Annotated in this window: 13 protein-coding genes; 7 read left to right on the top strand and 6 right to left on the bottom strand. The window is 74.1% G+C overall.

All coding sequences use genetic code 11. The features are described 5' to 3' along the window. Window positions 1-7: 7 nt before the first annotated feature. The 3 genes from ACWDXC_RS25550 to ACWDXC_RS25540 form a co-directional block, all read right to left on the bottom strand. Window positions 8-1,774: an ABC transporter ATP-binding protein gene (locus tag ACWDXC_RS25550; protein ID WP_449986069.1), complete on the bottom strand. Its 1,767-nt coding sequence runs from the start codon at window positions 1,772-1,774 to the stop codon at window positions 8-10. Then, window positions 1,771-3,492 (bottom strand): ABC transporter ATP-binding protein, encoded by a 1,722-nt coding sequence (locus ACWDXC_RS25545; RefSeq protein ID WP_449986067.1) that lies wholly within the window; start codon window positions 3,490-3,492, stop codon window positions 1,771-1,773. The genes ACWDXC_RS25550 and ACWDXC_RS25545 overlap by 4 nt, the downstream gene beginning before the upstream one ends. A gap of 96 nt (window positions 3,493-3,588) precedes the next feature. Beyond that, window positions 3,589-4,128: a hypothetical protein gene (locus tag ACWDXC_RS25540; RefSeq protein ID WP_449986066.1), complete on the bottom strand. Its 540-nt coding sequence runs from the start codon at window positions 4,126-4,128 to the stop codon at window positions 3,589-3,591. Between the two features lie 118 nt (window positions 4,129-4,246). Between ACWDXC_RS25540 and ACWDXC_RS25535 the strand changes: the two genes are divergently transcribed. The 3 genes from ACWDXC_RS25535 to ACWDXC_RS25525 are packed head-to-tail and all read left to right on the top strand — an operon-like array spanning window position 4,247 to window position 6,385. Next, window positions 4,247-5,383 carry a sensor histidine kinase gene (locus ACWDXC_RS25535; RefSeq protein WP_449986064.1) on the top strand — a complete coding sequence of 379 codons (1,137 nt, stop codon included), beginning with the start codon at window positions 4,247-4,249 and terminating at the stop codon, window positions 5,381-5,383. Continuing rightward, the gene (locus ACWDXC_RS25530; RefSeq protein WP_449986063.1) at window positions 5,380-6,060 is read left to right on the top strand and encodes a response regulator; all 681 of its coding nucleotides are present in this window, start codon (window positions 5,380-5,382) and stop codon (window positions 6,058-6,060) included. Before ACWDXC_RS25535 ends, ACWDXC_RS25530 begins: the two co-directional genes overlap by 4 nt. Next, on the top strand, window positions 6,050-6,385 hold the full coding sequence (locus ACWDXC_RS25525) for an MmcQ/YjbR family DNA-binding protein (protein ID WP_449986061.1): 336 nt from the start codon (window positions 6,050-6,052) through the stop codon (window positions 6,383-6,385). The genes ACWDXC_RS25530 and ACWDXC_RS25525 overlap by 11 nt, the downstream gene beginning before the upstream one ends. A gap of 5 nt (window positions 6,386-6,390) precedes the next feature. Here the strand turns inward: ACWDXC_RS25525 and ACWDXC_RS25520 are convergent, their stop codons facing one another. Next, window positions 6,391-7,023, bottom strand: a complete 633-nt coding sequence (locus tag ACWDXC_RS25520) for a TetR/AcrR family transcriptional regulator (protein WP_449986059.1) — start codon at window positions 7,021-7,023, stop codon at window positions 6,391-6,393. 89 nt (window positions 7,024-7,112) lie between these two features. Here ACWDXC_RS25520 and ACWDXC_RS25515 point away from each other — a divergent pair, with 89 nt between their 5' ends. Beyond that, window positions 7,113-7,307, top strand: a complete 195-nt coding sequence (locus ACWDXC_RS25515) for a hypothetical protein (RefSeq protein ID WP_449986057.1) — start codon at window positions 7,113-7,115, stop codon at window positions 7,305-7,307. Continuing rightward, a complete protein-coding gene (locus ACWDXC_RS25510) occupies window positions 7,304-8,863 on the top strand; it encodes a carboxylesterase/lipase family protein (protein ID WP_449986055.1) in 1,560 nt (519 codons plus the stop codon). The genes ACWDXC_RS25515 and ACWDXC_RS25510 overlap by 4 nt, the downstream gene beginning before the upstream one ends. A 9-nt stretch (window positions 8,864-8,872) precedes the next feature. Here the strand turns inward: ACWDXC_RS25510 and ACWDXC_RS25505 are convergent, their stop codons facing one another. Further along, window positions 8,873-9,538 carry a phosphonatase-like hydrolase gene (locus tag ACWDXC_RS25505; RefSeq protein ID WP_449986053.1) on the bottom strand — a complete coding sequence of 222 codons (666 nt, stop codon included), beginning with the start codon at window positions 9,536-9,538 and terminating at the stop codon, window positions 8,873-8,875. Beyond that, window positions 9,535-10,287 (bottom strand): GntR family transcriptional regulator, encoded by a 753-nt coding sequence (locus ACWDXC_RS25500; protein ID WP_219499170.1) that lies wholly within the window; start codon window positions 10,285-10,287, stop codon window positions 9,535-9,537. Before ACWDXC_RS25500 ends, ACWDXC_RS25505 begins: the two co-directional genes overlap by 4 nt. Before the next feature lie 145 nt (window positions 10,288-10,432). Here ACWDXC_RS25500 and ACWDXC_RS25495 point away from each other — a divergent pair, with 145 nt between their 5' ends. After that, window positions 10,433-11,548, top strand: a complete 1,116-nt coding sequence (locus ACWDXC_RS25495; protein ID WP_449986051.1) for a TIGR03364 family FAD-dependent oxidoreductase — start codon at window positions 10,433-10,435, stop codon at window positions 11,546-11,548. A 44-nt stretch (window positions 11,549-11,592) separates the two neighbouring features. Then, a complete protein-coding gene (locus ACWDXC_RS25490; protein WP_449986049.1) occupies window positions 11,593-12,501 on the top strand; it encodes a phosphate/phosphite/phosphonate ABC transporter substrate-binding protein in 909 nt (302 codons plus the stop codon). The last annotated feature ends 2 nt before the right edge of the window (window positions 12,502-12,503 follow it).

The raw sequence follows: 12,503 nt of genomic DNA, 5'->3' as shown, positions 1-12,503 counted from the left end.
ACCGATTTCAGCGTGCGAGCAGGCGGCGGTATTCGGGGGATCGGGTCAGCAGGTCGTCGTGGTGTCCGATGTCCACCACGCGGCCGGCGTTCATCAGCACCACCGTGTCCGCCGTGCGCAGGGTGGAGGGGCGGTGGGCGACGACGAGGGTCGTGTGCCGGCCTCCGGCCGCGCGCAGCGCCTCGTCGATGGCGGCCTCGCTGTCGGCGTCCAGGTTCGAGACGGCCTCGTCCAGCACCAGGACGGGCGCCCTGGTGAGCAGGGCGCGGGCGATGGCGAGCCGCTGGCGCTGCCCGCCCGACAGGCGGGCGCCGCGCTCCCCGACGAGGGTGTCGTACCCGTCGGGCAGGGCCGTGACGAAGTCGTGCGCGCAGGCGGTGCGCGCGGCCTGCTCGACCTCGGCGTCCGTGGCGTCGGGGCGGGCCAGCCGGAGGTTGTCCCGGACGCTCATGGCGAACAAGTACGTGTCCTGCGGCACCGCGACCACGGTCGAGCGGAGCTGGTCGAAGGGCAGGTCGCGGAGGTCGTGGCCGCCGATCCGCACCGAGCCGGCCGAGGCGTCCCAGTGGCGCAGCAGCAGCGAGGCGCAGGTGCTCTTGCCCGCGCCGGAGTGTCCGGCCAGGGCGACCGTCCGCCCGGCCGGGATGGTGAAGGAGACCTCGCTCACGGCCTCGGGGAGACCGGGGCCGTAGCGGAAGGTGACCTGGTCGAACGTCACCTCGGGCTCGATCCGGGCCACCGGCCGGGCGGCCTGCTCGACGACGTCCGGCGGCGCGTCGAGGATGCGCAGCAGCCGGGCGGCGGCGGCGCGGATCGTGGACAGCTCCCGCCAGGTGTCGACCAGCGACATCAGCGGCAGGAAGGCGAAGCCGCCGAGCACGGCGACGATCACGACCTGGTCGGCGGCCAAGGAGCCGGCGTTCACCAGGGACAGCGCCACCAGCAGGACGGCGATCAGGCCGACGGCGGCGATGGCGTCCCCGGCGGCCTTCTCCACCCCGCCGCGCGAACGATGCGCTCTCGACGCGCGGTTGAGGCGTACGGTCGCGGCGTTCAACCGGGCGGCCTGGTGCTCCTGGCGGCCGAAGACGAGCGTCTCGGACAGCCCTTGCACGGCGTCCACGGCCTCGGAGGCGGCTTCGCCTGCCGCCTCCCGCATCCGCTCGGCCTGCGCCGCCGAGCGCCGCCGCAGCCAGAACGGCACCGTGGCCATCGCCACCACGGCCGGCAGCAGCGCCGCGCCGACCAGCGGATGCAGCCAGAAGGCCGCCACCAGGCAGGCCGGTGGCACGGACGCGGCCACGACGAGCGGGGTGAGGCTGTGGGCGAAGAACAGTTCGAGGATCTCCACGTCGGCCATCGCGGTCGCGCCGATGTCGCCGGAGCGGCGGCGCAGCAGGTAGCCGGGGGTCAGCGCGGCCAGCTTGCGGTAGCAGCGGTCGCGCAGCTCCGCCAGCACCCGGAAGGCCAGGTCGTGGGCGAGGTAGGACTCGGCCCACGCGGCCAGCACCTTGGGCAGGACGAGCGCCGCGAGCAGGATCAGCCCGGGTACGAGGGCGCCGGCGCTCTCGCCGTTCAGGGCCCGGCCGACGAGGGCGGCGCCGAGCAGGGCCGCCGCGAGCGCGAAGCCCTGGTCGAGCAGCCCGCAGCCGATCGCGGCGGCCAGACGGCCCCGCTGGGGACGCAGCAGGGAGAGCAGCGCGCCGCGCCGGACGGAGGCGGGCTCCGCGGGCGTGCGGGACTCGGGCTGTACGGGGGTGACGGCGGTGGTCATGCCGCTCCTTCCTGCTGGCGGGCGACCAGGCGGGCGTAGGCGCCGCCGGCGGTGAGCAGTTCGCCAGGAGCGGCCGACTCGGCCACCTGGCCCTCGCTGAGGACGACGACGTGGTCGGCGTCGGCGACGGTGGACAGCCGGTGGGCGATCACCAGCACGGTGCGGTCGGCGCGGACGCGCTCCAGGGCCTCGACCACCGCGCGCTCGGCGGCGACGTCCACGCTGGAGGTGGCCTCGTCGAGGATGAGCAGCGGCGCGTCGGCCAGCAGGGCGCGGGCGATGGCCAGGCGCTGGCGCTGGCCGCCGGACAGCCGGACTCCCCGCTCGCCGATCATGGTGTCGTAGCCGTCGGGCAGTTCGGCGACGAACGCGTGCGCGTGCGCGGCCCGCGCCGCCCGTTCGATCTCGGCGCGGCTCACGCCCGCCCGCCCGTAGGCGATGTTGTCGGCGACCGTGCCGTGGAACAGGTAGACCTCCTGCGAGACCAGCGCCACGTTCGACCGCAGCTCGGACAGCGCGACGTCCTGCAGGTCCACCCCGTCGAACAGCACCCTGCCGCCGGTCGGATCGGCGTGTCGCAGCAGCAGCCGGATCAGCGTGCTCTTGCCCGCTCCCGAGGGCCCGACCACGGCGGTGGTGCGGCCGGCGGCCAGCCGCAGGGAGACTCCGTCCAGGGCGGGGCGGTCGCGGCCGGGATAGGTGAAGGTGACGTTCTCGAAGGTGACCTCAGGCGGCGTGCCGGGCAGGCTCGCGGCGCCGGTGTCGGCGACCGCAGGGCGGGCGGCGAGCAGCCCGGCGATGCCGTGCGCGGCGGGCAGCGCGCCCTGACCGGCGTGGAAGGCCGTCATCAGGTCGGTGACCGGCCGGAACGCCTCCCGCGACAGCAGCAGCACGGCGAACACCGACGTCAGCGACAGCGCGCCCGAGGCGTACTGCCAGGCGCCGAGCCCGACGGCGGCGGCCGTGCCGAGGGCGGCGAAAAAGCCGACGAAGCCCGCCGAGACGGTGGAGACGACCGTGAACCGCAGCGAGTCCCGGTAGAACGCCCACGCCTTGGCCGACAGCCCCGCGCCGAACCGCTCGTCGGCGCCGACCGCCTTGAGCGTGGGCAGCCCCTGCACCGCGTCGAGGTAGTCGGCGCTCAGCCCCTTCCACCCCGTGAAGAACGCGGTGAGCCCGTCCCGCATCCGGCGGCGCATCAGCCTCGGCGCGGCGGCGGCCAGCACCGCCGTGACGGCGACGAGCACGGCCACGGCGGGGTCGATCCAGGCGAGCACGGCGACGATGCCCAGGCCGCCGAGCACTGAGATGAGCACCTGCGGCAGGAACACCCCGACGTAGCGGTCGATCGCCTCGACACTGTCCACCAGGGTGGTGAGCACGCCGCCCGTGCGCGCCTCGGAGACGTATCCGGGGCCGAGCGTGAGCAGGTGGCGGTAGAGCCGGTCGCGCAGCGCCGCCTTCACGTCCTCCGCGCCCCGTGCGGAGGCGACCTCACGGGCCCACACCAGCAGGGCCCGGACCGCGACCAGCGCCAGGGCGCCGCAGCCGGCCAGGACCGCCGCCGTGAGGTCGCCGCCGATGCCCTGGGCCACGGCGGCGGTCAGGAGCAGGCTCTGCCCGGCGTAGGTGGCCGACACCAGCACGCCGGCCAGCACGGCCAGGGCCAGCCAGCGGCGGCCCGGACGGATCAGGCCGAGCAGCGTCCGGTTCACCATGGCGACTCCTCCGCATTCCTTATTGCAAGTAGTTTGCAATAGCGTAATGCTGGCAATCATGGCGGTTCGTCGGCATGGTGACAAGAGTCCGAGGTCTCAGGCGTGGCTGCGGCGCCGGTGGTAGGCGTAGGCCAGGGCGAGCACCGTCGGGCCCCAGAGCGCGACCGGCGAGATGCACACGACGGCCAGCGCGCGCCACCAGCCGTTCTCGTACGCCATGCCGCTGGAGGCGCCGGCCCAGGTGAGGACCATCAACACCGAGACCGCGGTCATCACCAGCCCGCCGGCCACAGCGGGGACGAGCGCCGCCATCGGCGGCACGCGCCGGCCGCCGATGACCGGGATCCAGCTCGGCGCCACCTCGCCCCACCGGCGCACCAGGCCGATGCTGAGCAGCGCCGCCGCTTCGGTGAGCACGCTGAGCCCGAAGACGTACGGGATCGTGACCCACAACGGCGACACGGGCGCGTTGTCGACCTGGCCCATCTCGAAGTGGAAGGCGAACGGCAGTCTCCACAGGCACGAGGGCAGCAGCAGCCAGGGAAGCGCGTAGGCGGCACGCAGCGCCCAGCGCGGGACGGGCCGTTCGGTGTCGCTGGTGGCGGGAGCCTTGTGCAGCAGGCTGGGCGTTCGCATCCTGGGTCTCTTCCGTTTCGTCGCCGCTCGATCAGGACCCAGACTGCGCTCACCCGAGGAGGAAGACATCTGCCGATCGGCCGATTCGCCGGCGCGATCCCTGCCCTAGGGTGCCGCCATGAGACTCCTCGCAGGCGGGCTGGTGGTGGCCGGCTCGCTCGCGCTCACACTCGCCATCCGGCCGCTGCCGAGCCCGCTCGTCGTCGGGCCCGCGATGCTCGCGGCCGTGGCCATGTCGCTGGTCTGGTGGCCGAGGGCACGCCCCTTCCTCGCGGCGGTCACGGCGGCCGTCGGCGTGATCGGCGCGACGTGCACGCTCGCCTGGCTGGCCGCCCCCGGCATCACCCCCGGGATCGCCGGCGGCCCGTCGACGTACGTCCACACGGTCGCCGTGCTCACGCTCGTCACGCTGACCGTGCGCTGGAGCCCCGTGCGGCAGGCGGCGCCGGCGGTGGGGGCGGCGGCGATCTCCGAAGCGCTGCTGGCGTTGCAGATCATGTCCCCGCCGCCCTCGGGCCTGGAGGCGGTCGCCGTCACCCTCTTCTGGTCCGTCGGCACGGCGGGCGCGACAGGGCTCGGCGCCTATCTCCGCGCCCTCGACCGGCGCCGGGTCGAGGCGGTCAGGCAGGCCCGCCGCACCCAGCGCCTGCAACTGGCCCGCGACCTGCACGACTTCGTCGCCCACGACGTCAGCGCCATGGTCATCCAGGCCCAGGCCGCCCAGATCCTGCTCGGCCGCGATCCGGCCGAGGCCGCGGCGGCGCTGCGGGCGATCGAGGAGGACGGCGCGCGGGCGCTCGCGTCGATGGACCGGACCGTCCGCATGCTGCGCGAGCTGGAGGGCGAGGGAGCTTCAGCCGAGCCGCTGCCCGGCCTCGACGGCCTGCCCGACCTGGTACGGCGTTTCGCCGACGCGGGCTTCCCCGACACCGACCTGCGCATCGAGCCGTCAGGCCCGGTGCCGCGCGAGGTCGCGACCACGATCTACCGCATCGTCGTCGAGGCGCTCACCAACGTCAGGAAGCACGCGCCGGCCGGGTCGAGCGTCGCCATCCGGGTGAGCGACGAGACCGGGGCGGTCGTCGTGACCGTGGCCGACCACGCGCGCGACCAGGCCCTGCCGCGTCTGCAGTCCGCCGAACGCGCCGGTGTCGGCCTCGCCGGGCTGGCCGAGCGGGTGGGGGCGCTGGGCGGCGAGTTCACCTCGGGCCGCGCCGCCGGCGGCGGCTGGGTCGTGAAGGCGGTGTTCCCATGACGATCAGAGTCCTGATCGCCGACGACCAGCCGGCCGTCCGGCGCGGATTCCGCACGATCCTCGGCGCCCAGCCGGATCTGGAGGTGGTGGGCGAGGCGCCGGACGGCGTGACCGCGCTCGACCTCGCCGCCGAGCTCCGGCCGGACGTGGTCGTCGCCGACATCCGCATGCCGCGCATGGACGGCCTCGAACTCACCCGCCGCCTGGCCGGTCCCGAGACGGCGGCCCCGATGCGGGTGATCGTCGTGACCACCTACGACCTCGACGAGTACGTGCACGCCGCGCTCCGCGCCGGAGCCTGCGGGTTCCTGCTCAAGCACGCGGGACCGGCGCTCCTCGTCGAGGGCGTCAGAGCGGCGGCGGCAGGCGATGCCCTGATCAGCCCTTCGGTGACCGTGCGCCTGCTGCGCCACCTCACGCCGTCGCCCGCGCGCACCGGCGTGCCGGGCGAACAGCCGCTGAGCGACCGCGAGCTGGAGATCGTCAAGCTGGTCGCCGCGGGCAGGTCCAACCCGGAGATCGGCGCCGAGCTGTTCATCTCGGCCGGCACGGCCAAGACCCACGTGGCCAACGTCCAGCGTAAGCTCGGGGTGCGCAACCGCGTGGGCATCGCCGCCTGGGCCTGGGAGCACGGCCACGGGACCACCGCCGCGACTGGAGGCGACGTTGAGCACTGAGGACGACGTCCGCCGGCTGGCCACCGCGCTGCCGGAGGTGACCGAACGGATTTCCTACGGCACGCCGGCGTTCTACGTCGCCGGGAAGATCTTCGCGCGCGTCCACGAGGAGCCTGGCGTGCTGGTCTGCTGGCGCGCGAGCCTCGACGAACGCGAAGCGCTCGTCCAGGCCGATCCGGACACGTTCTTCACCACCGACCATTACGCCGGGCATGCCAGCGTCCTGGTCCGGCTCGACCGGGTCGATGCCGAGGAGCTCTCCGAGCTGCTTGCCGAGGCGTGGGAGGCCCGCGCGCCCAGGCGGCTGCGTAAGCCCGCCGGGTAGCCGGCTCAGGGCGTGGTGGCGAAGAGCCGGTCGAGGTGCTCGTCCAGGACGGCGAGGGCCGTCTCCGGGGTGCCGTGCCCGATGAGCACATGCGTGCCGAGGCCGTCGGCCAGCGCGAACAGCGCCGCCGCCGCCCGTCCGGGATCCAGGTCGGCGGGCGCCTCGCCGGCGTCCTGGGCGTGGCGGATCAGCAGGGCCAGCACGTCGTGCAGGGAGTCGTAGCCTGCGCGCAGGTGGTCGGCGAGCTCGGGGCTCACCAGTGAGCGGGCGGTGAAGGCGGTCGCGATGCGCAGTTCGGCACGGCGCTGGTCGTCGGCGGGCACGAGTTCGGCCAGGATGCGGCGCAGCGCCGCGCGTGGTGGCTGCCCTTCCTGGCCGAGGCTCTGCCGTACGCGCTCGGTCCCGCGCTCGCTGATGTAGTTCAGGGCGAACAGCAGCATCTCGTCCTTGCTGCGGAAGTAGTGCTGGACGGCGCCCAGCGAGACCTCTGCCCTGGCCGCCACGTCACGCAGGCTCACCGCGTCGAGCCCGTGGTGGTTGATCATCGCGAGCAGCGCCTCCGCGATCTGCCGCCGCCGCTCCTCGTGCCGCGCGCCCAACCCCCGCGTACGACTGCCCTTGCCCACGACCGTCTCCACTATTTCAGTACGGGTGACTTGTTTTTACAGTCCTCGCGGCCCACAATACCGTACAGACGTATTGATTTGATGGTGGAGGGTGAGGCGTCATGATGATCGCGGGAGTGGTGCTGATGATCCAGGGCTTCGGCAACGCCCTGACCCGGTGGCTGTGGGGCAGCGACTGGGGGCTGCTGGCCGTCGCCGAGCGCACGATCGACCTGCCCACATGGACCGGCGCGGCCGTGGGCCTGCTCGGCCTCGCCCTGGTCGTGGCGGCCCGGCTGACGGGCCGCCGGGCGTGAAGGGGCGATGCTGGGCGGCGCTGACCGCCTGCGTGGCGCACCTGTTCGCGGCCCCGGCCGCCGCGGCCGCCCCTCGGGAGGACGCCCTGGTCCGCACGGATCTCGGCTGGGTGAAAGGCGTACAAGCCACCGACCACCGGGTGTTTCACGGCATTCCCTACGCCGCCGCTCCCACGGGCGACCGGCGCTGGCGCTCTCCCGCGCCCGCCCGGCCGTGGCCCGGGGTCCGGGACGCCACCCGGCCGGGCCCGCGCTGTGCCCAGCCCGCACCGGCCCCGGGGCAGCCGGCCGGCACGTCGGAGGACTGCCTCCACCTCAATGTCACCGTCCCCGACGCACCCGGCGGGCGCAAGCCGGTGATGGTATGGCTGCACGGCGGCGGATTCGTCGAGGGCGCCGGCAGTGACTTCGACGCCCGCCGCCTGGCCACGACCGGGAACGTCATCGTCGTCACCGTCAACTACCGGCTGGGCGTCTTCGGGCTGTTCGTCCACCCGGGCCTGGCCGGTTCGGGCGGCTTCGCCCTGGAGGACCAGCAGGCAGCGCTGCGCTGGGTGCGCCGCAACGCCACCGCGTTCGGCGGCGATCCGGGCAACGTCACGCTGTTCGGCGAGTCGGCCGGGGGCAAGAGCGTCTGCGCGCACCTCGCGTCACCGCGGGCGGCCGGGCTCTTCCACCGTGCGATCATGCAGAGCGCTCCCTGCACCGGCTCGGTGCCGGCCGGGGCCATGTTCCCCGGCGTGCCCGCGTTCCGCCAGTGGCCGTCCGTCGCCGACCGGCAGGCCGACGGCGCCCGCCTCGCCGCCCGGCTCGGCTGCGCCGACGCGGCGACCGCCCTCGCCTGCCTGCGCCAGGTGCCCGCCGAGCGCCTGCTGCCCCTGCACGACCAGTTCATCACCCCCGCCGTCGGCAGCCCGGTGCTCCCGCGGGACCCCGAGCGCGCCCTGGCCACCGGCGCGTTCCACCGCGTCCCGGTCATCTCGGGCACGACCCGCGACGAGATGCGCTACATGGTCGCCCTCTTCTACGAGCTGCCCGGCACGCCCATCACCGCCCGGACGTACGCCGAGCTGCTGCGGCAGGCGTTCGGCGAGCGCGCAGAACGCGTCGCCCGCCGCTACCCCCTCACGCGGTACGCCTCCCCGGGGCTCGCCTGGGCGGCGCTCACCACCGACGTGGTGTTCGCCTGCCCGACGTACGAGCGGAACCGGAGCCTCGCCCAGCGGGTCCGCACGTACGCGTACGAGTTCGCCGGGGACGACGTCGTGACCGAGATCCCGGGCTCGGACTTCCCGCTCGGAGCGGCCCACGGCGCTGAACTGGCCTACCTCTTCCCCGGCCCCGGCCTCGACGCCCGCCGGCGACAGCTGTCCACCACCATGATCCGCTACTGGACGGCGTTCGCCCGCACCGGCGACCCCAACGCCCCCGGCCTGCCCCGCTGGCGGACCTTCGCCCCTGCCCGCCCCGGCACGCAGTCGCTGGCGCTCGCGCCCGAACCGACAGGGCCGATCGACCTCGCCGCCGCCCACCGGTGCGCGTTCTGGGCCGGGTAGCGGGACAGCTCAGGCGGAGGTCAGGGAGAGCAGTCGCGGGATGGCCGCCACGCCGGGCAGCAGGTGAGTGTGGCGGACGGCGCCGAGCGTGGCGGCGTCCTGGCCGCCGGTCAGGACGCCGGCCACGATCGCGGCGCCCGCGTTGGCGCCCGCCTGAAGGTCACGGGTGGTGTCGCCGGCCGTGAGGACCCGGCCGACGTCGTGGACGCCGGTCGCCTCCATCGCCCGGAAGATCATGTACGGTGCCGGGCGCCCGGCAGGGACGTCGTCGACGCACACCACCGCGTCGAGGAACCCGGTGTCCCAGCCGATCGCGGACAGCAGGGCGCCGGTCACCTCACGGTCGAACCCGGTGGTGAGCGCCACCTTGACGCCGGAGGCGCGCAGCGTCGTGATCGCCTCGGGAACGCCGGGCAGGGGCGTCGGCGGCCGGTCGGCGTAGGCGGCGCGCAGCCGTTCGCGGAAGTCGGCGAAGGCGGCCTCCGTGACCTCGGCCGGGGGCTCTCCCAGCAGGGCGCTGATCGCCTCGCGCTTGCCGGCGCCCATCCAGCGCCGGATGTCGTCGGCGGCCGGGTCGCCGCCCGCCGCGCGCACGGCCTGTTCGAGGGCGACGTAGACGGCGCCGTGCTCCTCGACGGTGGTGCCGGCGATGTCCAGGACCGCCAGTTCGATCACGGTAGCTCTCCAAGGGGGCTGCGCAGCAGTGCCGGGCGGGCCTGCTGGGAGTTGTCGATGGTGAAGGAGACGAGGTCGGGACGGTAGCGGTCGTCGGAGTACTCGACGGGCCGGCCGTCGGCCGAGGAGGTGCGGCGGCGTTCGCGGAGCAGGGCCGCGCCGGGGGAGACGGTCAGCAGCTCGGCGTCGGTCTCGTCCGCCACGATCGCGTCGATCATGTGGCGGGCCCTGCTCAGGTCCACCCCGCGTCCGGTCAGGTACGCCAGGACCGAGCCGCTGTCGCAGTCGAAGTCGAAGAGCCACCGGCCCGCGTCCCACACGAACGTGGTCCGTTCGATCATCGTGGGCACGCCGTCCAGCAGCCGCAGGCGCAGCAGCTGGACGACCGGTTCGCCCTCGTCCACGGCCAGCGCGTCGGCCGCCTCGGCGGAGGCCGGGCGCCGGCTGATCTCCAGCGTCCGCTGGCCGGGCTGGTGGCCCATCTGCTCGGCCCACCGCGAGAACGACAGGAACGTCTCGAACGGCTGGGGCATCGTCCGGGTGCGCACCACGGGCGGTTTGCCCCGGCCGCCGCCGATCAGCCCTTCGGACCGGAGCGTGGCCAGCGCCTGCCGGATCGGCCCCCGCGAGGCTCCCCACTGCTCGCACAGCTGGGACTCGGAGGGAACGGCGGCGCCCACCGGCAGGTCGCCCGACCGGATGCGACGCCGCAGATCCGCTGCGACACGTTCGTGAAGAGGCCCGTCCATGCGACTTGACCATACAGGAGGGCGGCGGTCGCGCAAACCCCTCAATGACGGCCTCACCTGCAGAGATGGCTTTCAGGTGAACAGGCGGCGACATGTGTTCGGCACCTGTTGACACCTGTTGGGCAGGCTCGGCACCTTGCTTGTCATGACAAGTTTGCTCGACTCGGCCGATGTCGTCGTCGTCGGCGCGGGCATCGTCGGACTGGCCCACGCCGTGGACGCCGTACGCCGGGGACTGTCCGTCGTCGTCGTCGAACGCGACGGGCGGGCCGTCGGCGCGTCCGTCCGCAACTTCGGGCACGGCTGCTTCACCGCCCAGGACGGCGACGCCCTCCGCTACGGGACCACGGCCAGGGCCGCCTGGCTGCGGCTGGCCAAGGAGACGGGGCTCTGGCTGCGCGACGCCGGCACCGTCGTCGTGGCCAGGGCCGACGACGAGTACGCGGTGCTGGAGGAGTTCGCCACCGCCCGCGACGGCCACGCCGTCCTGCTCGACGCGGGGCAGGTGGCCGAACGGGTGCCGGTGGGCCCCGGCGTGGTCGGCGGCGCCTGGCTGCCGCTGGACATCCGCGTCGACCCCCGCCAGGCCGTCCACGCGATCGCGGACTGGCTGGCCGGACAGGGCGTGCGCTTCCACTGGGCCACCTCCGTCCACCTCGTGGAGCCGGGCGCGGTCGTCACCAGCCGGGGCCGCGTCGGAGCCGGCCGGGTGGTCTTCGCCGTGGGCCACCACGTCGACCGGCACTTCCCCGGCCTCGCCGCGGAGTCCGGGCTGCGCCGCTGCGCGCTGCACATGCTGCGGGTGGCCGACCCGTACGGCCGGACGGTGGACCCGGCGGTGCTGTCGGGCTTCTCGCTCCTGCGCTACGGCGGCTTCACCGCCTGCCCCGGCGTGGCCGCCGTACGCGCCCGGCTGGAGGCCGAGCACCCGGACCTGGTCGGCATCGGCCTGAACCTGATGTTCACCCAGCGCCCGGACGGTGACCTGATCGTCGGCGACACCCACGCCTACGGCGACACGTTCGACCCGTTCCAGGCCGACGAGCTCGACCGGCACGTCCTGGCCGAGACCGGGCGGCTGCTGGGCGCCGACCGGCTGACGGTGCGCGAGCGCTGGCGCGGCGTCTACTCCTCCGCCCCCGAGCCGTTCCTGATCGCCGCCCCCATGCCCGGCGTGCGCGTGGTCGCGGTCACGTCCGGCATCGGCATGACCACCGCCCTGGGCCTGGCCCCCGAGGTCCTCGACGACCTGCTCGACTGACCACCCCTCCGAGACACCACCACCACTTCCGAGGAGAGATCCCCATGCGCGCACGACGCCTCCTGGCCGCCGTGGCGGCGGCCCCGCTCCTGCTGCTGGCCGGCTGCGGCGGCGCCGGGACCGGCGCCGAAGCCGGCGGCGCCACCTGCCCCGGCGGCAGGATCCGTTTCGGCATCGAGCCCTACGAGGACCCCGCCAAGCTCAAGCCCGCCTACCAGGTCCTCGCCGACGCCCTCCAGCGCAAGCTGAACTGCCCCGTCGAGCTGAAGATCGTCGACGACTACTCCGCCGAGGTGCTGGCGATGCGCAACGGGCAGCTCGAACTGGCCCAGTTCGGGCCGCTCGGGTACGTCTTCGCCAGCACGATGGCGGACGCGCGGCCCGTCGCCTCGTTCGCCGACGCGAAGGGCGCCCTGACCACCTACACCGCCGGCATCTGGGTGCGCGCCGACTCGCCCATCACCTCCGTCAAGGACCTGGCCGGCAAGTCCATCGCGCTGTCCAGCCCGGGATCGACCTCGGGTGACGCGCTGCCCCGGTACGCGCTCAAGACCGACGGCGTGGCCGAGTCGTCCGTGAAGATCGACTACGCCGGAGGCCACCCCGAGGCGCTGCTCGCGCTCGTCAACGGCAAGGTCGACGCCGCCGAGATCAACAGCCAGCAGCTCGCCTCCGCGCAGGCCGCCGGCACGTTCAAGCCCGACGGCTTCCGGCAGATCTGGACCTCCGCCCCCATCCCGAACGACCCCATCACCGTCTCCGGCAAGGCCGACCCGGCCTTCCGCGAAGCGGTCACCAAGGCGCTGCTGGAGCTCGGCCCCGCCGACGTCGCCCAGGTCGGCGCGTTCCTCGACGTCGACCCGCCCGGGCCGCTCGTCGCCGTGACGAAGGACACGTACCAGCCGCTGTTCGACCTGGCCGCCGAGCTGAACCTGACCGAGGAGGACGTCTGACC

The sequence above is a fragment of the Nonomuraea sp. NPDC003214 genome, assembly GCF_053590035.1.
Note: the sequence above shows the minus strand (reverse complement) of the source record. Positions and strands in the feature narration are given on the sequence as shown.

What these genes read in the sequence shown, in the direction of transcription:
- ACWDXC_RS25490 (WP_449986049.1), top strand. Translation starts at nt 11,593, where the DNA reads ATGCGCGCACGACGCCTCCTGGCCGCCGTGGCGGCGGCCCCGCTCCTG.
- ACWDXC_RS25495 (WP_449986051.1), top strand. Translation starts at nt 10,433, where the DNA reads ATGACAAGTTTGCTCGACTCGGCCGATGTCGTCGTCGTCGGCGCGGGC.
- ACWDXC_RS25515 (WP_449986057.1), top strand. Translation starts at nt 7,113, where the DNA reads ATGATGATCGCGGGAGTGGTGCTGATGATCCAGGGCTTCGGCAACGCC.
- ACWDXC_RS25535 (WP_449986064.1), top strand. Translation starts at nt 4,247, where the DNA reads ATGAGACTCCTCGCAGGCGGGCTGGTGGTGGCCGGCTCGCTCGCGCTC.
- ACWDXC_RS25545 (WP_449986067.1), bottom strand. Translation starts at nt 3,492, where the DNA reads ATGGTGAACCGGACGCTGCTCGGCCTGATCCGTCCGGGCCGCCGCTGG.
- ACWDXC_RS25500 (WP_219499170.1), bottom strand. Translation starts at nt 10,287, where the DNA reads ATGGACGGGCCTCTTCACGAACGTGTCGCAGCGGATCTGCGGCGTCGC.
- ACWDXC_RS25550 (WP_449986069.1), bottom strand. Translation starts at nt 1,774, where the DNA reads ATGACCACCGCCGTCACCCCCGTACAGCCCGAGTCCCGCACGCCCGCG.
- ACWDXC_RS25540 (WP_449986066.1), bottom strand. Translation starts at nt 4,128, where the DNA reads ATGCGAACGCCCAGCCTGCTGCACAAGGCTCCCGCCACCAGCGACACC.
- ACWDXC_RS25530 (WP_449986063.1), top strand. Translation starts at nt 5,380, where the DNA reads ATGACGATCAGAGTCCTGATCGCCGACGACCAGCCGGCCGTCCGGCGC.